The sequence below is a fragment of the Rhizobium sp. GW821-FHT14E12 genome, from assembly GCF_058803745.1.
Window position 1 is genome coordinate 135,807 of the sequence record NZ_JBXAPH010000004.1, and the last position, 21,236, is coordinate 157,042.

The 21,236-nt window shown below is 59.0% G+C and carries 12 protein-coding genes and 3 tRNA genes; 4 read left to right on the forward strand and 11 right to left on the reverse strand.

Annotation, left to right across the window (positions count from 1 at the left end; translation table 11 throughout):
* Window positions 1-7: 7 nt before the first annotated feature.
* From AC1RO0_RS17535 to AC1RO0_RS17555, 5 genes are all read right to left on the reverse strand, one after another.
* Window positions 8-610, reverse strand: a complete 603-nt coding sequence (locus AC1RO0_RS17535) for an NADH-quinone oxidoreductase subunit C (RefSeq protein WP_007689949.1) — start codon at window positions 608-610, stop codon at window positions 8-10.
* Window positions 611-628: 18 nt separating this feature from the next.
* Window positions 629-1,210 carry a NuoB/complex I 20 kDa subunit family protein gene (locus AC1RO0_RS17540; RefSeq protein ID WP_498594129.1) on the reverse strand — a complete coding sequence of 194 codons (582 nt, stop codon included), beginning with the start codon at window positions 1,208-1,210 and terminating at the stop codon, window positions 629-631.
* Complete coding sequence (locus tag AC1RO0_RS17545; protein ID WP_498594130.1) at window positions 1,201-1,566, reverse strand: NADH-quinone oxidoreductase subunit A; 366 nt, start codon at window positions 1,564-1,566, stop codon at window positions 1,201-1,203. Before AC1RO0_RS17545 ends, AC1RO0_RS17540 begins: the two co-directional genes overlap by 10 nt.
* A gap of 261 nt (window positions 1,567-1,827) precedes the next feature.
* Window positions 1,828-1,904 (reverse strand) — tRNA-Asp (locus AC1RO0_RS17550).
* A 51-nt stretch (window positions 1,905-1,955) separates the two neighbouring features.
* Window positions 1,956-2,032, reverse strand: a tRNA-Asp gene (locus tag AC1RO0_RS17555).
* A gap of 393 nt (window positions 2,033-2,425) precedes the next feature.
* Between AC1RO0_RS17555 and AC1RO0_RS17560 the strand changes: the two genes are divergently transcribed.
* Window positions 2,426-2,501: transfer RNA gene (locus AC1RO0_RS17560), tRNA-Val, on the forward strand.
* A gap of 442 nt (window positions 2,502-2,943) precedes the next feature.
* Here the strand turns inward: AC1RO0_RS17560 and AC1RO0_RS17565 are convergent.
* The 6 genes from AC1RO0_RS17565 to AC1RO0_RS17590 all read right to left on the reverse strand — a co-directional run bounded on the left by AC1RO0_RS17565 (window position 2,944) and on the right by AC1RO0_RS17590 (window position 17,283).
* On the reverse strand, window positions 2,944-4,248 hold the full coding sequence (locus AC1RO0_RS17565) for a capsule polysaccharide biogenesis protein (RefSeq protein ID WP_498594131.1): 1,305 nt from the start codon (window positions 4,246-4,248) through the stop codon (window positions 2,944-2,946).
* Window positions 4,248-5,840, reverse strand: coding sequence for an LTA synthase family protein (locus AC1RO0_RS17570; protein WP_498594132.1), 1,593 nt, complete (start codon window positions 5,838-5,840; stop codon window positions 4,248-4,250). The genes AC1RO0_RS17565 and AC1RO0_RS17570 overlap by 1 nt, the downstream gene beginning before the upstream one ends.
* A 130-nt stretch (window positions 5,841-5,970) precedes the next feature.
* A complete protein-coding gene (locus AC1RO0_RS17575; protein ID WP_498594133.1) occupies window positions 5,971-6,825 on the reverse strand; it encodes an SDR family oxidoreductase in 855 nt (284 codons plus the stop codon).
* 18 nt (window positions 6,826-6,843) lie between these two features.
* The gene (locus AC1RO0_RS17580) at window positions 6,844-8,265 is read right to left on the reverse strand and encodes an aminotransferase class I/II-fold pyridoxal phosphate-dependent enzyme (RefSeq protein ID WP_498594134.1); all 1,422 of its coding nucleotides are present in this window, start codon (window positions 8,263-8,265) and stop codon (window positions 6,844-6,846) included.
* Window positions 8,262-15,731, reverse strand: coding sequence for a type I polyketide synthase (locus AC1RO0_RS17585; RefSeq protein WP_498594135.1), 7,470 nt, complete (start codon window positions 15,729-15,731; stop codon window positions 8,262-8,264). The genes AC1RO0_RS17580 and AC1RO0_RS17585 overlap by 4 nt, the downstream gene beginning before the upstream one ends.
* Window positions 15,732-16,104: 373 nt before the next feature.
* Window positions 16,105-17,283, reverse strand: coding sequence for a polysaccharide biosynthesis/export family protein (locus AC1RO0_RS17590; protein WP_498594136.1), 1,179 nt, complete (start codon window positions 17,281-17,283; stop codon window positions 16,105-16,107).
* A 588-nt stretch (window positions 17,284-17,871) separates the two neighbouring features.
* On the opposite strand from AC1RO0_RS17590, the gene AC1RO0_RS17595 reads away from it, so the two are divergent.
* The 3 genes from AC1RO0_RS17595 to AC1RO0_RS17605 all read left to right on the forward strand — a co-directional run bounded on the left by AC1RO0_RS17595 (window position 17,872) and on the right by AC1RO0_RS17605 (window position 21,230).
* A complete protein-coding gene (locus AC1RO0_RS17595) occupies window positions 17,872-18,732 on the forward strand; it encodes a class I SAM-dependent methyltransferase (RefSeq protein WP_498594137.1) in 861 nt (286 codons plus the stop codon).
* 139 nt (window positions 18,733-18,871) lie between these two features.
* Window positions 18,872-19,957 carry a hypothetical protein gene (locus AC1RO0_RS17600; protein ID WP_498594138.1) on the forward strand — a complete coding sequence of 362 codons (1,086 nt, stop codon included), beginning with the start codon at window positions 18,872-18,874 and terminating at the stop codon, window positions 19,955-19,957.
* The gene (locus tag AC1RO0_RS17605) at window positions 19,938-21,230 is read left to right on the forward strand and encodes a KpsE/RkpR family capsule polysaccharide export protein (RefSeq protein WP_498594139.1); all 1,293 of its coding nucleotides are present in this window, start codon (window positions 19,938-19,940) and stop codon (window positions 21,228-21,230) included. The genes AC1RO0_RS17600 and AC1RO0_RS17605 overlap by 20 nt, the downstream gene beginning before the upstream one ends.
* Window positions 21,231-21,236 lie beyond the last annotated feature (6 nt).

Genomic DNA, 21,236 nt, shown 5'->3' on the forward strand with positions numbered 1-21,236 from the left:
CATCAAATTATGCCTTTGCTTTCTCATCGCCCGGCAGCACGTAGTCCGTGCCTTCCCAGGGAGAGAGGAAGTCGAAGTTGCGGAATTCCTGCTTCAGCTCGACCGGCTCGTAGACGACGCGCTTGGCAGCGTCATCATAACGAACTTCAACGAAGCCGGTGGTCGGGAAATCCTTGCGCAGCGGATGGCCTTCGAAACCGTAGTCGGTCAGGATGCGGCGCAGATCCGGATGACCGGTGAAGAGAACACCGTACATATCCCAGGTTTCGCGCTCGAACCAATCGGCGCCCGGATAGATGCCGCAGGCCGACGGAACAGGCTGATCTTCGGCAACAGGAACCTTGATGCGGATGCGCAGGTTCTTCTTCGGCGACAGCAGATGATAGACGACATCGAAGCGGTCAGGGCGCTGCGGCCAGTCGACGCCGCAAATATCCGTCATGTTGACGAAGCCGCACTTGGCATCATCACGCAGGAACGTCAGCAGTGCGATCACGTTTTCGGCCGTCGTCGTCACGTTCAGCTCGCCATACTTGATCTCGCTCGACGAAATCAGGGCGCCACGAACTTCCGTGAGATAGGTGGCGAGCTCGTTCAGGGCTTCACTCATAATACCTTGTCCCCTGCCTTACCGTTCGATCGTGCCGGTGCGCCGGATTTTCTTCTGCAGCAGAAGCACGCCGTAAAGCAGCGCCTCCGCCGTGGGAGGACAGCCCGGTATATAGATATCGATCGGCACGATGCGGTCGCAGCCGCGCACAACCGAATAGGAATAGTGATAGTAGCCGCCGCCATTGGCGCAGGAGCCCATCGAGATGACGTAACGCGGTTCCGGCATCTGGTCATAGACCTTGCGCAGCGCGGGTGCCATCTTGTTGGTCAGCGTGCCGGCGACGATCATGACGTCCGACTGGCGCGGCGAGGCGCGCGGCGCGAAACCAAAACGCTCGACGTCGTAACGCGGCATGGAAACCTGCATCATTTCGACGGCGCAGCATGCGAGACCGAAGGTCATCCACATCAACGAGCCGGTACGAGCCCAGTTGATCAGCTCATCGGTCGAGGTGACCAGGAAACCCTTGTCGGCGAGCTCATTGTTGATCTCGCCGAAGAACGGATCGTTGCTGCCAACCGGCTTGCCGGTCGCGGGATCGATGATCCCCTTGGGCTGCGGCGCAACGAGCGTCGTGTTGCTTTGGGTTACTCCCATTCCAGGGCTCCCTTTTTCCATTCATAAATAAAGCCGATGGTCAGCACCGTCAGGAACACCATCATCGACCAGAACCCGAACCAGCCGATCGCACTGAAGGATACGGCCCAAGGGAAGAGGAAGGCGACTTCCAGGTCAAAGATGATGAAGAGGATCGACACCAGATAGAACCGGATATCGAACTTCATGCGGGCGTCATCGAATGCGTTAAAGCCGCACTCATAGGCCGAGAGCTTTTCCGAATCGGGCGCTTTGAAAGCGACGGCAAACGGCGTGATCAACAACGCCAGGCCGATCACTACGGCAATACCAATGAAAATCGCTATCGGAATATAGGAACTGAGCAGTCCAGTCATCATGTCCATCCCTGCCTGCCATGAGCGCCGGGGCGGCGCCTTTGAGCAAATGCCCAAGCCAAGCGAAAGAGCGTTGCAACAAAGCCGTGGTTAGCGCAGCCGGAGCGCGGGCGCAAGCCTTTTGAATGTCTCACTTCAAGCACTAGCGAAGCGGACTTATCAATGTGTTGCAACGATATCGCGACAAATCGGCGCAAAGGCGAAAAGGGCCTTTCGCACTCGCAGCAAATAGATGATTGATTGTAGTTACTTGAAGCGAAATGGCGCGAGTGACGGGGCTCGAACCCGCGACCTCCGGCGTGACAGGCCGGCACTCTAACCGACTGAGCTACACCCGCGCATTGTTTGACCTTGCGGTCCGGCAAAAGCCCGGAATTCATTCTTTGAAATGGCGCGAGTGACGGGGCTCGAACCCGCGACCTCCGGCGTGACAGGCCGGCACTCTAACCAACTGAGCTACACCCGCATTCATTTCAAAGCGTTCCGGATGCTTTCGCACCCATCAAAGCGGCCTTGGCCGTTCGATGAGCGGCTAACTACGGGGTTCGTGTTTGGGTGTCAAGCAGGTTTGAATACAAATCCGTGACAGATCGCGAATTGTTTTCAGAGGCAACGGCAACGCGGTTCGGTTCCATCGATTTAGCATGGCAGGTTCGCGTGCCACGCATTTCAAAAACAGCCCATACGCCCCGCCCTCTCCCGGCCTGCTTTCGAGAAAGCGCATATTGTTGATAACTTGCGCCGACACCGCGCGAGCAAAAAAATCAAAAAAACTTCACAAACACTCTTGCGGTTTTACGTCGTTCCGCATAGATCACGGCCACCGAAACGCGGCGGGCAATTGCACCGCTTCGCTGAAGGGCGATTAGCTCAGTTGGTAGAGCGCCTCGTTTACACCGAGGATGTCGGCGGTTCGAGTCCGTCATCGCCCACCATTTTTCCTAAAAAAAGAAGATGAATAGGCAAAGCGATTAGCTTGCCAGTTGTTCGACGCCCGTTCTCACTTCGGGGAGAGAGAGCCCCCTATGTCTTGCGCACAAATGGAACCAGGGACGCCAAGGCGTGCCGCTCAGTAATTGCCGGTGATGACGATCGTCAAAAGCACCGCTGAAACAAGCACGAGAGCTGCGATGATCGCCAGCAGCTCCTTCAGCATAAACCGTTCCATCTTACTGCCATCCATGACGTTTGCTCCCGGCAAACCGCGTATTCGTTCTTTGTCTCAACGCGAATCGACACGTTAAGTTTACTGCGATTCCGTATGTAAGGTGCCGTTATGGCAATTTCAGGGTCGGCAGCCTCATCGGCGACTCACATATGCGAGAGTGAGCGACGCTGCTTTTCCGAGACTGATCGGGCCTTCGATTCAATGGAGGCTTAGGAGATATCGATCTTCACCGGCCTTTGTCGGGGCGGCGGATCGACATAGGCGCCCGGCAAGTTGATGGTCCGGGCCAGAAGCCGCTCCGCGATCGCAGCCGCCGCGGCGCGCGCGCCGGCACGGGAGTAGAAATTCCCGCGTACCTGGATTGAGGCGGCCAGCAATTTCAGAAATGCGTGGCGAATATCGGCAGATGGCGCCGTGGGATTTTCCCAAAAGAGGTCCAGCGGCTGCCGGTCGGTCAGACCTTCGATATCGTAGATGGCCGCTCCGAGGGTCTTTACCGGCTTGTCGGCTTGCAGCGCCGAAAGTGCCGCGGTGGAATTGACCGTCACCATGCCACAGCTCGCCGCGATCAATTTTTCAAAATTGCCGCCGTCGATGAAATTGACACGCGACGAAACGGCATGGGCGGCGGCGATGCCGTCGATATAGCGCTTCCAGTCGACCAGCCCATTATCGAGCGGATGAAGCTTGATCACCAGATGCGTATCGGGAGCGGCATGAATGGCGAAGGATCGTATGATCTGCGTTATGGCATCCTGCTGCTGATGGAAGGGAGAATGCGAGCGCAGCTGGTAATCCGTCTGAAGCTGCAAGGGGTAGACGAAGAATCGCGTCCCATCGGCAATCAGGTCTTCAATCGCCGCGTCCGCTTCCCGCGCGTGCCTACCGCCCGACGGCAGGCGTCGAAGCCAGCCAGCATACTCGGCCAGCGGATGATAGAGCGCATGGCGCCGATAACCGGGGTAAAGGAACCACAGGAAGGCATTCGGGAGATTGTAGAGAAGATCATAGGCGGCTTCCGCAAGGAAGCTGTGGCTGAAGCGACGCGTCCAATCCGGCTCGGGCAAGCCCTCTGCTGCTTGCAGGATATGCTCCGGATCGACGGGGAAACGCGAATTGGACGACATTCCCTCGCGCTCGATCGTTACCCAATCCGGCCGTAAATATCCCATCTCGACGATATTGATCTCGGCGCCCTGCCGCTGCGCCTCTTCGATCGCCACCTGATGATAGGGGCGCTCCTCGCCGAGAAGAATCACATCCGTGACCCCGTCTTCCTCGATTCGGCGGCGGACATAGTCGCGCCAGCCGGAGAAACCGCCGCGATAATTGAAAGTGCCGCGGCGATGCCAGAACATCCAGTCGCCAGGATTGAGATTGATGCGGATGCAGCGGCAGCCCGCGGCCTCCAACCCCCTCGCGATTTCGACGAAAAGCGGCGATGACGGCCCTTGCAGGAAGAGAAAGACGCGTGCCGCGCCCCCCTGCTCGCCAGCCTCCTGCCCGCTTGCCATCACTCCGGGACCTCGGTGCTGAGACCGGCATAACGCAGCAAGGTGCCGATGAGGTTCCAGGGCGCTTCTTCCTGCGCCGGCATCGGCCTTTGCGAATGCGCCCGCGCCCGGCCGAGCGGAACGACGATGTAATCCGTGCGCGGATCCGGAAAGGGATCGGCGAACGCCTTCAGCAACGGCGCGTGATCGCCATAGAACAGCAGCCAGACAGGACGATCGAGCCTGTCGAGGTGATGGGCGAGGTTGCCGAGCGCATGGTCGGCGCGCATCAGCAATTCGCTATAGATATCCACAGGATCCGTCAGGTCGCCGCAGCGGCCAGGCTCCCAGGGACCATGATTCGCCATGGAGGCGACGAACATGAAGTTTTTCGCCGTTCCATCCTCGTCGATCGCGCGAATCACGCTCTTCGTCAGCGCCAGATCGCTAACATAGGGTCCATCGCGATCAGGCCTGTGATCGAATTCGTCCAGCATCATCATCCGGTCGAAGCCGAGCTGCGGCATGGCCTTGTGGCGCAGGAAAAAGGTCTTGTCGTAGGGGTGGATGAAGTGCGTCTTCCAGCCAGCTTTCTTCAGCCGCGCCGGCCACACGACATCCTTGTAGTGGCTGGCGCGCAGATAGGGATAGCTCGCGTCGATATGGACGTTTTCGGGCAACAGGCCGCTCAACACGGCGAATTCGGTGCGCAGCGTATAGCCGCCCTCGAAAACGCTGGTCATGCGTCCCCATTGCGCCGCCTGCTCCCGCAATCGGTCGAGATTGGGCAGCTTGACGTTTTCCACGCCGAAATGCCGGAGGTCGATGAAGGATTCGGATTGCCAGACGACGATCAGCGGCTCGTCGTCGCCATGCTCCCAAAGCTCGTGGAGGACGGAGAGGAATCGCTCTGACAGCTGCGTGACGATCGCCTCGCGTCTGACGCCGACCCAGATGACGAAATGAAAGACGACGGATGCGAAGGTCCCGAACCTGACCGTATCCTTCTTGACATCGACCTTACCCAGAACCTTCTGCGTGAAGCGGCAGACCGGATCGCTGACAATCCGGCTGAATAGGGCAAGCCAGGGGCCGAAAGCAGCGGCCAGCATTACGAGAACCCAGAGGAAACCGTTGCGTTCGGGTAGGATCGACGGCTCGAAATACATGTAAAGGCCGCTGACGCCGAACACATAGGAAAGCGCGATGATCCAGAAGACGACGTTCAGGGAACTCGCGTAGAAAATTTCCTTGTATTTGAAAACGTCGACCACCAGGGCAATATCGGAAAAGACCAAGGGCTCACGGATGAACTGGAATTTTGCGCGTGAAATGCCGGTGAAGATGACGAAAAAACTGATCGCGCCCTGCGCGCCGTAAAGCGGGCGCCAGGAAATCGCGAAGAAGCCGGCATAGACGAGAGCGATGACGGGAACTTTCGCAACCCATTCAAAGGCCCGCCGCCTCAAGCTTCTCTCGGTACGATTCTGCCTGTTGACGGCGGCCGGCATCGCGAAGGGATCGGTCAGGAAGATGACGACGCAGGAGAATGCGAAGCAGGTAGCCGTCAAAAGAGCCGGAAAATCATGAAGCTTTAAAACTATATCGTCCAAATACCTGCCATCTGCCCCGTTCCTTCCGAACATCAGAACGAACAAAGGCCCCCAATCCAAATTTCATCATCTCTTGCGCGCCTCACGCCGGGCGCACCGCATTGTCGCGCGGGTTGAGCAAACTCCGTGCTCACTTCCCGCGATCAAAGCCTCCATCGACCGCGTCTACAAGACTTACTTCTTGTTCTTGCCCAGTTATTTTTCGCATTTTACGGGAAAACCACCACATCAGCGGCGGTTTGATCAACGGGCCGAAATAGGCAAGTGCCGTCAGTGACAATCCGAAATGGATGCGAGCCTTGCCACGATCGAGGCCTCGCACGATCCTGGCGGCCACCGCGTCGGCGCTCCACGGTCTGACGGAGCCCATCAAAAGCTCCGCCTCGGCGGGTCGCATCGACATTTCACGGCGATATTGCGGCGTGAGCGTATCCGGCGGAAAGCACACCGAGACGCGAACACCGAAAGCGCCGGCTTCCGCGCCGAGCGCTTCCGCAAAACCGGCCAGCGCCGACTTGGAAGCGCAATAGGCGGTGTAGCCATATATGCCGATCAGCGCGGCGCCCGAGGAGATCATCATGATCTTGCCGCTACGGCGCGCCTTCATGCCCTTGTAGACCGAGCGCACGACATTCGCGGTTCCGAGGAGATTGGTGGTGATCTGTTCGTCAAAGACGGCCGCCGGCATCGCGTCGAAAGCTGAGGGTTCGACAATCCCCGCCGAGGCGATGAGAATGTCGCAAGGACCGAAGGCACGTTCGCAGAGCGCGACGGCGTCCAAGGTCTGGCTTGCGGATGCGACATCGACGGAGGCGATCTGGATGCGGGACGGATCTACATTGGAAATGGCGGCGAGCTCGCTGCGTGCCTGTTCCAGACGTTCGGGGTGGCGGGCGAGCAGGGAAACACGCGCGCCCCTGCCTGCATAGAGCTTGGCTACCGCCAGACCGATCCCGCTTGAGCCTCCGGTGACGACAACATGCATGAAATGATCGCCTTGACGTTATGGCGTGCCGGAGGTCTGGCGCGTCGGTAACAATTGCATCACCTTGTCCATGTCGATGGACCCTAGGCCGAAATTCCGATCCTGTAAATCTTTGAGTTTTCGGGCAGTTACGGCGACGGAATGACGAATTTGCTCTTCAGTGTGATCGCAGGTGATGAAGAAGCGCAGGCGCGCCATGCCTTCGGGCACGGCCGGATGAATGATGGGCAGAACGTTGATGCCCTCGTTCAGCAGATCGTTGGAAAGCTGTACGGCGCGTAGTGAATCGCCGACGATTACGGGCACGACCGAAAAGCCGAGGCTCAGGCCGGTATCGAGACCCGCCTGCCGGGCGCACTCCAGGAAAAGATTGCCATTGTGCCGGAGCCGCGCCGACCTGTCCGGCTCTGCTTCCAAAATCCGCAAACCCGCGATAGCCGCCGCCGCCAGAACCGGCGCTAGGCCGACGCTGTAGACGAAACCACCCGCCTCTGCTTTCAGGACATCGGCGAGCGCACTGCTGCCGGCGATATAGCCGCCACAGCTCGACGTCGTCTTCGAAAGCGTTCCCATCCAGATATCAACGTCACGCGGATCGACCCCGAAATGCTCGAAAGTGCCGCGGCCGCTCTCACCCAGGATGCCGAGCGCATGCGCCTCGTCCACCATCAGCCAGAAGCCGTAGCGTGCCTTCAACTCCAGCAATGCCGGGAGATCGGCGACATCGCCGTCCATGGAGTAGACACCTTCAACGATCACCAGGATACGGCGGAAATCGGAAGACAGCGTCTTCAGGATGCTTTCGAGATTTTCGGCATCATTATGCTTGAACAGACGGCGCGCCGCGCCGGAAAGCTTGATGCCGGCAAGCGCGCTGTTGTGGATGAATTCGTCATGGATGACGAGGTCCTGCGGCCCCATCAGGCAGCCGATCGTGGCGACATTGGTCAGGTAACCGCTGACGAAACTGACGGCGGCATCGACGCCATAGAGCTTGGCAAGCCGCTGCTCCAGCTCGACATGCACCGGCCGCTCTCCCGCGACAAGCCGGCTGGCGGAAGCGGAAATACCAAAGCGGTCGATGGCCTCCTTGGCGCCGGCCGTCACCAGCGGGTCGGTGTTGGTGCCCAGATAGTCGTAGGAGGCGAAGTTGATGAACTCGCGTCCGCCCATGCGTGTCGTAGCACCAGCGGCAACATCATGCGAGCGATAGAAGGGATTGGCGATACCCGCCATTTCGCCGGCAATCTTCTGCGTCATCACACGCTTGTATTCCGGTAGATCCTCAAAGCGCGTTGCCTGGCGCACCGGCTGCTGCGCCTGCTTGTTCAATCGTTCAGCCCGATTGCGTCCCGAGGCTTCACCGACGCGGCGCATCTGCTCCAGCAGGCTGCTTTTCCGGTCGCCAGCGGGAGTATCGTCGTTGGCATCCTGCGTCATGACTGCGCGGCCTTCTTCGGTTGCAGGGAGTGGCTCTGCACCAGGCGGCTGACCACCTGATCCTCGCCCGCCGCCGAGCTTGCGGCCTCCTCGCCACTACGGTTCATGACGCGATCGCACAAGCGGCTGACGACGTCACTGACCGTTGTCCCCTCCCCGACACCACTCAAGGGAATGTCGAAACCAGTCTTCTGCTGGAAGCTCATACCAAGCTCCATCGCCATCAAACTGTCGAGACCGATATCCTTCAACACCTTGTCGGGCGTGATCGTATCTTCCGTCACGCGCAGGATCGCGGCAATTTCGGACGCGACGACCGCATGCAGCGCGGCCCGCGCCTCATCCTCGGACTTGCCCTTGATCAGTTCCCGCAGATCGATCGTATCGCCGTCATTCAGGATTTGATGGCTGCCCGCGTGGCGCATCAGCGGCTCGAACAGCGACCGACCGGCGATCGGCAGCATACGGGCGGCGCTCCAATCTATTTCAGCAATCATGACAGAAGCAGCTTCAACCTTGCCGGTGTCGGCAAGCATGTAGCGTTCGACCTGCTCCAGTGCAGTGCGTGCCTTCAAGGCGGCCTTGCCGATACGCTTGGACAGGAGTTCGTTGACCTCGCCGTTGCGGGCCAGGAATCCCTTGTCGGCAATAGCGCCAAAGCCGACGGCGAGCGCCGGCAGTCCAGCGGCGCGGCGCGCACGCGCCAGACCTTCGAGATAGCCGTTCGCGGCAACATAATTCGCCTGCCCCGGATTGCCGAGCATGGTCGTCGCCGAGGAAAACAGCAGGAACAGATCGAGACGGTCGTATCTGGTCAAACGATCGAGAACATCGGCGCCGCGAACCTTCACATCGATGACAGGCCTGTTGCGCTCCGGCGTCAGGTTGGCGAGCAGCGCATCGTCCAGAACCATCGCGGCATGAACAACCCCCCTCAGCGCACCTTCGGAGCGAAGCAAGCCAAGCAGGGATTCGACAGCCGACTCATCGGTGATGTCGCAGGCATGCAGCGTTGTCACCGCGCCTTTCTTTTCCCATTCGCCAACAGCTTTCATCGTCTCCTCATCGGCTACGCCCCGGCGCGAGCACAGCGCGATGCGGCGCGCACCCTTGGAGACCAGCCAATCGGCGGCGGCGAGACCGAAGCCGCCAATACCGCCCGCTACGAGGAAAATACCATCAGAGTCGAGCCGCAGCGATTTCGCGGGAGCCGGTAAGACACGGTCGATACCCAGAACGGGCGGACGGACGACGATCTTGCCGATATGGCCGGCGTTCTGCATCAGCCGGAAAGCGCTGCCGATCTCATCGTGGCCAAAGGCACGATAGGGCAGCGGCGTCAGCTTACCGGCGGAGAAGAGTTCACCAATCTCGGCAAAAATCCGCTTTGTGAGGGCCGGAGCGCTGACCAGCAACTGGTCGGCGTCGATACCGAAATAGCTGATGTTCCGGCGGAAGGGGCGCAGGCCGATCTTGCGGTCGGAATAGTAATCGCGCTTACCCAATTCCAGAAAGCGTCCGAACGGCTTGACCAGCTCTATGCTTCGTTCCATCGCCTCGGAAAACAGCGAGTTCAGCACGAGATCGACGCCTTCGCCATGCGTGAGACGGCGAACACCCGCGACAAAATCCAGCGAGCGCGAATCGAGCACATGATCGGCGCCCAGCATCTCCAGGAACCGGCGCTTCTCGACCGTGCCCGCGGTGGCGATCACCTCGGCACCCTTGAGTTTGGCGATCTGGAGCGCGGCGAGACCGACACCGCCGGCTGCGCCATGGATCAGGATCGTCTCGCCAGGCTGAATACGCCCGAGCTCGACCATCGCGTAATAGGCGGTCAGGAAGGCAACGGGCACCGTGGCCGCCGCGACCGTCTCCATCTTCTCCGGCAACCTGGTGACGCCATCGCGGCGCACACGCACATGGGTCGAAAACGCAGCGGGGCCGATCCCCATCACCTTATCGCCCGGCTGTATATCATTGACGGCGGATCCTGTCGCAAGAACCCGACCGGCGAATTCCATGCCGATCGTGGCACCGGCAAAGCCGTCCTCCAGCGCCTCTTCCGGAAGCAGGCCCATGGCCCACATGACATCGCGGAAATTGAGGCCAGTGGCTTCGACGGCGACAATCACCTCGCCATCTAACGGCACTGGCGGGTTCGTCTCCTCCCAAACGACGCTATCGAGGCGGCCGCTCGTATGCTGCCGGATCGTCGCTGCCGCGACGTCACGGCGGCTCATGTCGGTCAAGGCAAAGGGACCGGCCGCGGCGCGAATCTCACGGACTTCGCCGGTTACCCGATCCAGCGCCCATTCCCTGTTGTCGGTCTTGGCGACAAGGATGATCTCAACAGCCGCCATCGCCCGCTCGTCATCCGTCTCGGCATCCAGAAGATGCACATCAAAGACGTCGTATTCGTTCTGCAACACGCGCGCGAAGGCCCAAAGGCCGGCATTGGCGCTATCAATCCGCTCATTGGCCAGCGGCGAGCCGCCGGGCGCGATAATCACCAGTCGTGGCCTGTCGCCATCGGCGCGACGCGCCAAGGCATCCGCCAGCTCCGCAAACGTCTGCAGCCGCGTCAGCGACACAGCGGACGCATCGCGATCGTCCCGTCTTTCCGCCGCGTAGAGAATGCGGATCGGATGATATTCGAGCGACGTTACGACATCGCCGAGATCCCGAGGCGTCGTTGCGACGTCGATTACGATGGTCTGTGCCCCGGAGATCCCAACGGGGTTCTCGCCACACTCGGACAGAACGAGGAGCGGTACGTCGACATCCGGCAAGGTAGTGGCATCGGCTGCCTGGCGTTCAGACACAGCCGTTGCCGTGATCAGCACGCCTTCCGGAAAGACCGTCTCTTCGACTTGCGCCTTACCGAAACCGAGTGCTGCGACGATATCCTCGACCTGTTGCACCGTGCCAAGCTGGCCAACAGGGAATTCCGGCGACTGGCTGCCGGCAAACCATCCCTCCGATAGACCGAAGGCAAAATCGTTGAAGGCGCTCGGCGCACGATCGACGAACAGCAGCTGCGCGCCTCGCGCGGCTACCGCACGGACGATCGCCTTCACCCCTTCATCGCGGGACAGAAGATGCTGGCCCTGGTCACCGGACGCAACAACGATCTCGGCAAGCGGCTGATCCACAAGCTTGGCAGGCTCGGTGACGATGACATGCGCGTCCCGCTCGAAAGCGATTTCAAACGCGCGGCGCACCTGCTCTCGCGGCTCAGCAATGATCAGGCCGGCGCCGGCCTTGGCGGCAATCGCGGCGAGCCGTTGGCTGAAAGCTACCGATGTCGAACCCGCTTCCAGAATATGGCCGATAGAACCGGGATTGGCCTGCATGGATGTCGTCAGCGCTTCTGCGATGATCGAAAGCCGCCTGCCACTCAGAGGCGCGTGAACAAGCACATGCTCCAGAGTCGCCCCACCGACCGCATGAACAGCGGCCTTGGTCGGTGACTGGCCAACGACATGCTTGTGGATTGTGGCGAGACGCTCCAGCGCCTCACGATAGGCATTATTGACGAGAACGGCTTCTGCAACACGGCCGGCGTCTTCACGATAAAGCTCCCGCAGGACATCGCTTACCGGTGGCAAGGTAAAATCGAGCGGCACGCGCCACTCGCCGCCATCGGCCGAGGCAATACCGGCATCCTCCAGAATATAGAGGCAGTTGACCAGGAACGATCGGAACTCAGCTTCGTCGGGAAGGTCTGAAAGCGAGATTGCTCCCCCCTTACCCGCAGCCGCCAACGCGATCTCATGGCATGCCCGATAGATGGCCGCATCGAGCAGCAGGGTCGCATTGTTGAGCGGATGCGTCCCCGCAGGATGTTGCAGCACTGAGACATCAGGCAGCGCCATGTCCGAACCGGCCCGACGTCCGAAGATCGCCGATGGCACGGTCTCATAGTGAAACGCGACGGAAGCAAGCGTCGTATGACGGCGCAGATAGGTGCGGCGGAAGCGGCAATCGTCGAAAACGGCAATCTGACCGCCCTCGGCGTCCATCATGCGGAAACGGGCCTTGATCGAATTGCGGCTGAACCGATCGATCTCTATGACAGCTTTGGCGATCCGCCTTCCCTTGCCCGAAACACGCACGGTGCCGAAGCGAACCGGAATATAGGGAGCGCCGGCCTCATCGCCGGACAGTTGTTCGAACAGCGCCACGAGACCATGGAACGCCGCATCGACCGACATTGGATTGAGATTATAGGTCGCGAACGGGTGACTGGGAGCAGCGGCCCGCTTGAGGTCTACGTCGATGATATCGTGGCCGAAAGCAACGGCCTTCGACAGAAGCTGGAAATGCGGGCCGTATTGCAGCCCGAACCGCTCCGCCATGTCGTAGGTCTTCTCGGAAGTCAGGACAGACTTCTGGGCGTCAGATCGACGCTGGGTTCGCGCCTCGATCGCGCCGAGGTCGATCGGCTTGCGGCCGCGGGCGACGGCATGGACCGTCCAGTCGTCATTGCTCAGCCGCTCGCGTGAACGGATCTCGATGTTGCCGGTTTCCGGCGACAGGATGGTCGACAATTCCACTATGCGGTCCTGGCGCAATTCCAGGGGCCGCAGGATCTCGAGATTGCCGAGCTCGACCTCATCGGTCTCGTAATATTGCTGAATGGCGGTTACCGCGATCTCGATGAAACCGCTGCCCGGCAGGATCGCCTTGCCATCGACGACGTGTTCGGCAAGATCGGCAAAGAGATGCGCGTCCAGATGGTTCTTCCAGCTGGAGCCGTTGGGATCCGTGCGCCAGCCAAGCAAGGTATAGGGGCTCTTGCCGTCGCGGCCGAAAATATCGATCTCGTCGGTCGTCGGCTGAGAACGCAGTTCGACCGGTTCGAACGGCAAGGGCGGCAGCTTGACGAAGGCATTACGCGTCGCACTCCCGCGCGAACGCAATGCCGGCGCACCATGGGCGACAGCGCGCGCAAAGGACTGCGAAACCGGATCACGGCCCGGGACCGGCGCCTCGCGCAGCAGTGTCGGTATCGCAACCACCTGGACGGACGCCTGCTTGGCGATCTCCGCCACATAATTCGACAGGATCGGACGCGGCGCGATCTCGATGAACAGGTTGCATCCCATTGCGATTGCCGCCTGACAGGCAACCTTGAAGAGCACGGGATCGCGAACGTTGCGCCACCAATATTGGGTGTCCAGCAGACGACCGTCATGGAGCTCACCGGTCACCGTCGAAATGAACGAACCCGTGCCGGCATCCGGCGCGACATCCGGTAGATCCGCCAGGAAGGCGTCCCTCGCCCGGTCAATGATCGGATGATGAAAGGGGTAGTTGATATCAAGTATGTGCGCGACGATATGCGCTTTGCGGGCGGCGTCCTTGAACGCCTCGATCTCGTGGACAGGACCGGAAATCGTGACCGAGTTCGGCGCATTGATCGCCGCGATGCAGATCTCGTCGAGACCATTCGACTTGGCGAAAGCGAGTGCGGTGTCCTCGTTGAGAACGACGGCCGCCATCTTGCCCGCGCCGGCCAGAAGATCCTGATGCAGCGAGCGCTTGGCGACGATCGCGACCGCCTCGGCAGCCGTCAGTGCCTTGGCCGCATAGGCGGCGGCGATTTCGCCGACCGAGTGGCCGAAGACAATATCGGGCTTCACGCCAAGTGCCGCCAGGCAATCCGAAAGCGAAGCCTGAACGGCAAACAGCAGGGGCTGCGCGATCTTGGTGTCGGCGAGCCGCAGGCTCAGATCGGCTGAAGCCAGAATATCCGTCAGCTTCTCGCCGATGTAATATTCAAAGAGCGCGCTGAACGACTGGAAACATTGCCGGAAATGGCGGTTTTCCTGATAGGCTTCGACGCCCATGCCCGCCCATTGCGAACCGTTGCCGGAAAAGACGAAGGCAATCTTGACGGCCTGGCCCGGCACTTCACCGGTTTCACCGATGGAACTGCCGCCGGACAAATGCGCGTCGATCGCCGCAAGCACCGCCGCGCTATCCTTCGCTTTGGCCGCGAAACGGTGACGCATGGGCTCGCGATTGGCGGCGGCGGACGCGACGATCTGCCGGGCTTCCTTGGGTTCCGCGCAGGTCAGGCTGTTCTTATAGTCCTCAAGCAGCCTCGAAAGCGCCGAGGCCGTGTGTGCGCTCGCGACGAAAATAGTGCCATCGCCTCGCATCTGCGGCTCGGGTGGAGCGACCGGGTCGGGGTCGCTGATGACGACATGGGCATTCGTGCCGCCGAAGCCGAAGGAATTGATGCCGGCAAAGCGCGGGCGTTTCGCCGGAAGAAGCTCGATGGCCGATGTATTGACCCGAACGTTCAACCCTTCGAAATCGATCGTCTCATTTGGCTGGTCGAAATGCAGCGACGCCGGCAGGAAATTGTGCTCCAGCGCAATCATTGCCTTCAGCAGGCCGAAGAGGCCGGAGGCAGGTTCGGTGTGGCCGATATTGGATTTGATCGAGCCGACCGGCACCGGCGCCCGTCGGTTCCGGCCGATAACCTCGCCGATCGCCCAAACTTCGGCGGGATCGCCGACCTTGGTCCCGGTGCCATGACCTTCGATAAAGGCGATACGGTTGACGTCGATATTCTGCCCTTCATAGATCGAACGCAGCAGAGCGGCTTGCGCATCCCTAGATGGCAGCGAGATGCCATTCGTGCGGCCGGAGGAGTTGACTCCGACTGCGAGAATGCGGGCGTAACTGCGATCCTTTTCGCGCAAGGCGCGATCGGTCCTGCGCAGAATGATGGCCGCACCACCTTCCGCACGGACATAGCCACGGCCATTATCGTCGTAGGCTCGGCAAAGACCTTCCGGCGACAGCATGCGCGCTTGGGCAAAGCCGACGAAGGAGAGCGGGTGGAGCAGAAGGTTGACGCCACCGACGATCGCAGTGTCGATGTCACCGCTTTCCAGCGCCCTCACCGCCTGATCGAGCGCCACAAGCGACGACGAACAGGCCGTGTCGATCGTCATGCTCGGCCCTTGCAAGCCGAAAATATGTGAAATGCGGTTGGCAACGATCGAAAGCGTGTTGCCGGTCATGAAATAGGGGCTGCCGGACGCCGGATCCTCAGCCGTCAAATTGCCATGGTCGAGCGACGATGCGCCGACATAGACACCGACCCGCTCGCCCTCGAAGCTGTCGATAGGCAGGTTCGCATCTTCCAAAGCCCGCCAGACGAGGTTCAGAAGGATGCGCTGTTGCGGATCCATCTGCATCGCCTCGCGCTGCGAGAGGCCGAAGACCGTTGGATCGAAAGAATAAATGTCCGCCATGACGCCGGCGGCGTAGCTATAGGTTTTTCCTTGAGTGCCGACCACGGGATGCCAGAAACGAGCGAGATCCCAGCGTTCGTCGGGAATGCGGCCGACAGTGCAACGCCCTTCCTTGAGAACGAGCTGCAGCTCTTCAATCGAACCCGCCCCCGGGGCGATACTCGCCCGTCCGATAATTTCAATCGTCATGATCTCTCGGCGTTATTCTTCACACTGCCCCATGATGAAAGTAGCCAACTTCATCTAATAAACGTTCTCATCATAATTATCTCCAGTTGTCACCCGTAAAAAGACCAAGTGGCGGAAAGCCATCCCGAGTGAGAGACAACAAAGGTGACGTTTTCGACAAAAAGTGTTGGTGCGCAATCACTTTTGAATCATTGAAGATCGGCACTTGAAAAAATGCGGGCGTTCCCTGCCGGCTCGCGTAAATCCTCATGATCCATCATCAATTCGGATCTTTCGGCAACACGACGCCCCACCAAAATCATGCTGATTCCGGTGCCGGAACGCCAATCAACGCGCAGAGGATACGGAGCCATGCGCCCCGCGTCACGAGGACTTACTGCCCCAGGTTAGCTGCCGTCGCGGCGCCCTGGGAGGCGATCCCAAGCGGCGAACCGACGAGCGTCAGGAACTTCCGGATATCGACAGAGGGGTGACGCGATAGATAGATGACGTCACGGCTCTTGACCGGGAATGTTTGCCCAACGATGAGACTGTCGGGATGCGACATGTCAAATCGATAAACGATCGGATAACGCCCCTTGGAATCCGCCGCCATTCCCTTTTGCATGAGCGCCTGGAAACGCGCGGGGCCGAGCAGGCTCCTGACGATATCCGGCTCTTCATAGCGGAACAGGAAGAATCCCTGGGCATTGGTCGACTCGTCGACCGCGCCGTGGCCCAAGGCGACAGCCTCGAGAAGATTGAGGTCATTGGCGCCGAATTCGATGCGACCGTCACCCTTGACGGAGCCCATAAGGGTAAAGGTTCTCGGATCGCGTACGAGAAAAACCTGGTCGCCAGGCTGAACGTAAATATCCTCGGAAGGATGCTCGACGATCGACTTCAGAAGGGCAGTGCCGATCCTGTTGCCGCGAACCAGCGTGACAGAGGTTTCATAAGGCTGGGTGACCGGCCCGCCCGCCTTGGCGATCACCTGCGTGATCTTTTCGCTGGTCAGGTCTAGGGGAACCAGAGACGGACGGCCGACAGCGCCGGAAACAGTCACCGTACGTGATGCCGTGCCGGTGCTCGTGACAATGACATCAGGCTCGACCGCCTTGGTCGCCAGCGCGGCCAGAACCGCCTTGCGCGCCTGCTCCAACGTCTTGCCCGCGAATTTGACGGACCCCGCATAGGGAATGGCCGCCGTTCCATCCGGCTGAACGACAATATCCAGCGACACCTGCTTCGACTGTGCGGTAGAGAACAGACCGTCGGAACCGGCCTCGAAAATGGTCACCCGCAGCGCATCGCCGACACCGATGACCACCCGCCCGACACCGCCACCGATACCGAACCGACGGTTGAGCGCGGTGGAAACATAGTCGGAGACGAGACGCGCCGAGCGGCTATCGATATCGACAATATCGAAAACGGCCGCATTCTTGCGTCCAAGCTCGGCACTGGACCTCCCCGCGTCGTTATCGATCGCACCGGCCAGCGGCCCCTCGCTGGATACGGAATTACATCCCGCCAGCATTACGCAAACTAACAACGCGCCTACGCGATTCAATTGAATAACCTCAAATTAATATCAGCCCCTACAACCGACTCGGTTAGAGCGGCGCATTATTCACAAATCCGTTGGCACCTTGAAAAGCATAATGGACGCTCCTCAACAAGCCCATCCAGGACACACGCTGTCAAAAATGCGCGCCATCTCATGAGCACACTTTAATCGCGAACAGCCGCGCAACCCTATGCCCCATAGGCTGAAAACCTCAGTAAAGCAATTTATCTCAGTAGATTTGTATAAATTTAAATTAATATTTACTGAATGATAAAAGTATCCGTTAAGAAATGACGTCAAGCAAAGACCAACGGTAGTCGGGCTGAATGCGGCAGCCTTGCCACCGCCGCCTTTTCATAAGCAAGCTCTTGCCTATCGCGGTTGCGAACTCTAAACCGTGACAGACACATGGATGTCGACCATGACAACCAGGGATCCGTAAAATTTCGGCTTCGTTCTTCGCAGGATTTGCCACGACGGAAGCGAATGAGCGAACGGATTCGTTAGAGTGGTTACAGGGCACAATACATACTGCGCAAGGCAGCGGCTCAATCCGGTCTGGAGACTCCTCGAAACCGGGATAAAATGCCGATGAGAATGAAGGTTTTGCCAATGTTCGGCTTTCCAAGGCGATCCAAGAACAAGGTCCAAGAGGGGTCTGTTGGAGCAACATTCGATCAATACGAACAAGGTAAACCCGATCATCAGAATGCAATCGATGCTCTCCCCGGGTGGAGTTGCGCCTTTCCCGCCGCCCTCAAGCTAAAAGCTGGAAATCTCCATCTTTATGCGGATGACCGGATCGACTGGGCTCTGAGAACCTTCGGTTCCATCAAGGGGAAGAAGATTCTTGAGGTCGGGCCGCTGGAAGGTATGCATACCTACATGCTGAATCGCCAGCATCCAGCGCAAATCGACGCAATCGAAGCAAATCGACTCTGTTTTCTGAGGTGCCTGCTGACAAGACAGGTCCTCAATATCAATAACGCTTCGTTCTTATTGGGCGACATTCAGGCATGGCTTGCCGAGCACGACGAAGTCTATGATTTCGCCCTCGCCTCTGGCGTGCTCTACCATATGGCCGACCCTGGGGAATTCTTGCGACGACTGGCGAGCCGCACCAACGCCGTCTTCATCTGGACGCATTTTTTCCTCGATGAGGCTATGCCTGAAGACGATGTGCGACGTCATCCTTTCAGCGGTAAAGTCGAAACGAAGACGATAGCAGGTGTTCCCGTGCGCTATTACGAGCGCAGCTACCAGCTTGCCAACTCGAATGCATCCTTCTGCGGCGGCATGAAGGATCGGCATTTTTGGATGCATCGGGACGACATATTGATGCTGCTGGAAAAGCTCGGATACAACGACATAGTGATCAGGGATCAGGATTTCAAACATCCTGGCGGACCGTGCTTCTCTCTCTTGGCGCGCAAGGTGCCTGCTGCTTCGTGACAAGGGCGCCAGCATGGAGGCTCGAATACCAGGGTTTGGGGTGATCTTGACGTGATTGAAAGCGCGGACGACAATTTGACGGCTCTTGAAGGCCAACATGCCCTCCCCGCCGAACGGGGCGAGACGCCGGGAGGCATCGGTGCTGTTTAATCTCGAATACGATCGGGGTACGGTTCTCGAGGGCTATCTCATCCCGGACGGCTTTTCCGATATGCCGCATATCAGGGTATCGGATGCGTACGGCGAGCTGATGGTCCGGCCCTGTGATCAGATCAAGCAGGCGGTCATCGATTCGGGCCGCCACGAGAACGGCCGGGTCGGCTTCAAACTCGATACGAAGATCATTCCCGACCTAGCCGAACGCAGTACCCTCATGATCCACGACGCCAAGTCGGGATTGCTGGTCTATCGGCGGCCGCAGGTATCACAACTGGTTCCGCAGAAGATCTTGCGGCTGGAAACGCAACTCCTGCCGATGGTCAAATTCGACTATCACTGCGGTCGTCATTTCCAATATGAACTGTCGTCGGTGGAACGCTTCGGCCATGAAACGGCTCTCCAGGCCTTTCATCTCAATGCCGTCAAATCGATCTACCTCAGCGGACGCCTGCTGTTGCGGAACTATGAAGAGTTCCTCGACAAGGGTTTCAAGGCGATCGTCCTGCTGACGGATCCCTACTACGAACTGGCCCTGCGCATCTTTCTCCTGAAGCGCATGGCGAAAACGCAGATCTCGTTCTTTGGCGACCGCGACAAGATCATCCTGGCGCCAGCGGCGGAACATTTCGCGGAGATCGATCTCGAAAGCGAGGTATCTCTCAAATCGGCGCTCAAGAAAGCGCCGCAGAATGTCACGAATGTTCTGGTGTCGCCCGTTACCCGCCAGCTCGTCACGACCACGCCAGAGCAGTTGGCGACGCGCGGCGATGTCGCCGCGGCAATCGATCTGCTCTCCCGCTTCACCATCGTCGGACACGATACCGACAGCATCCATTTTCAAGACGCCGTCGGTGAACTATTCGGCATATCGATCGGCGATCTTCCACTGCTCTCGCGACACACCGCTCTTGAGGACGTTGCTACGAGATTGCGTTCGTTGCATATTGCCGAGCTAATACTCGAAGAAGATTTGATCTTTGATCATTATGTGCGTGAGGCGATGAAACCAACCGCGCCGAAATTGCGGAACACGAGTGCAAGCCGACATGCCCAAAACAGTCATTGAAGAGACGATCGATCAGCAATACCCTCAGGTAAAGCCTGCGCGTCAAATTCTGCCGTCATTGTTTCGGCGCTGGGTCCCGGAACGTCGCGAACGTAACGATCTGGAAGAGATCGAGTATATACCGGTCCCCGGCACGCAGGATCCGGAGCCTCAAGCCGGCGGCAAGCCACCCCTCAGGCTCATCACCTTCCTGTTGTTCGTGATTCTGCCGTTTCTGGCATGCTCGGTCTATTACATCTTCATTGCCTCGGATCAGTATGTTGCCGAAGCGCGCTTTGCCGTGCGAGCACTCTCCGGCACCAGCTCGGGCGACAAGGGCGACGGTACATCCGACAATAGTACCGGACCCGCGGGCCTTCTCAACATGCGCTCCGCCTCACAAGATGCTTACGTCGTCACGAGCTTCATCCACTCGACGGAAATCCTCAAGCGGATTGGCGAGAAACTCGACTACCGGTCCATGTTTGTGCGGCCGGATGCGGATTTTCTCTCTCGATTTCGCTCCTCGCAATCCGACGAGAAATTTCTGGATTATTGGGCGGATCACGTCAGCGCCTATATCGACGTCTCCTCCGGCATCATCACCCTGAAGGTGCGCGCATTCACGCCGGACGACTCCGTCAAGCTCTCCCAGGCTATCATCCAGGAGAGCGAACTGCTGATCAACCAGCTGTCGCAGCGCGCGCGCGACGACATCGTGCAGAGCATGCGGGGCGACGTCGAGAAAAGCGGAAAAGCTTACAGCGACACCCTGACCGCGCTTAACCTGTTTCAGCATCAATCCGGACTTCTCAGTCCGGAGACGCAGGCCACCAGCAGCAGCACGCTTCTGACGGGACTGCTTGCGCAAAAGCTCGAATTCGAAACCCGCCTGTTCGTGATGCGGCAGTCAAATGCGGATAGTTCACCGGCCTATCAGCAACTGACGCTTGCCCAGCAAAGCCTCCAGGATCAGATCGACAAGATGAAACTCGAACTGACCGGCCCGGAAAATGCAAGCCTTTCCAAGGCATTGCTGGAATACTCGCAGCTGGACACGAACCGGATGATCGCGGAGAAGCTCTATGAGGCTTCCCAAAGGAATTACGACACGGTGCTTGCCGAGGCGCTTCGCAAGACGCTTTATCTCGCCGTCTTCGTCAGTCCAACGCTTCCGGATGAAGCCATCTTTCCACATCGGTTCACGACCCCGTTGATGATATTGCTTGCCCTATCCGTTATCTGGATGACCCTTTCGCTGATTTGGGCGTCCGTGGAGGATCACCGGATATAGTGAGGG

Bases quoted from the DNA above. Each gene is read 5' to 3' on its own strand.
- AC1RO0_RS17535 (WP_007689949.1), bottom strand. From the start codon at position 610: ATGAGTGAAGCCCTGAACGAGCTCGCCACCTATCTCACGGAAGTTCGT.
- AC1RO0_RS17540 (WP_498594129.1), bottom strand. From the start codon at position 1,210: ATGGGAGTAACCCAAAGCAACACGACGCTCGTTGCGCCGCAGCCCAAG.
- AC1RO0_RS17545 (WP_498594130.1), bottom strand. From the start codon at position 1,566: ATGACTGGACTGCTCAGTTCCTATATTCCGATAGCGATTTTCATTGGT.
- AC1RO0_RS17565 (WP_498594131.1), bottom strand. From the start codon at position 4,248: ATGGCAAGCGGGCAGGAGGCTGGCGAGCAGGGGGGCGCGGCACGCGTC.
- AC1RO0_RS17575 (WP_498594133.1), bottom strand. From the start codon at position 6,825: ATGCATGTTGTCGTCACCGGAGGCTCAAGCGGGATCGGTCTGGCGGTA.
- AC1RO0_RS17580 (WP_498594134.1), bottom strand. From the start codon at position 8,265: ATGACGCAGGATGCCAACGACGATACTCCCGCTGGCGACCGGAAAAGC.
- AC1RO0_RS17585 (WP_498594135.1), bottom strand. From the start codon at position 15,731: ATGACGATTGAAATTATCGGACGGGCGAGTATCGCCCCGGGGGCGGGT.
- AC1RO0_RS17595 (WP_498594137.1), top strand. From the start codon at position 17,872: ATGAGAATGAAGGTTTTGCCAATGTTCGGCTTTCCAAGGCGATCCAAG.
- AC1RO0_RS17605 (WP_498594139.1), top strand. From the start codon at position 19,938: ATGCCCAAAACAGTCATTGAAGAGACGATCGATCAGCAATACCCTCAG.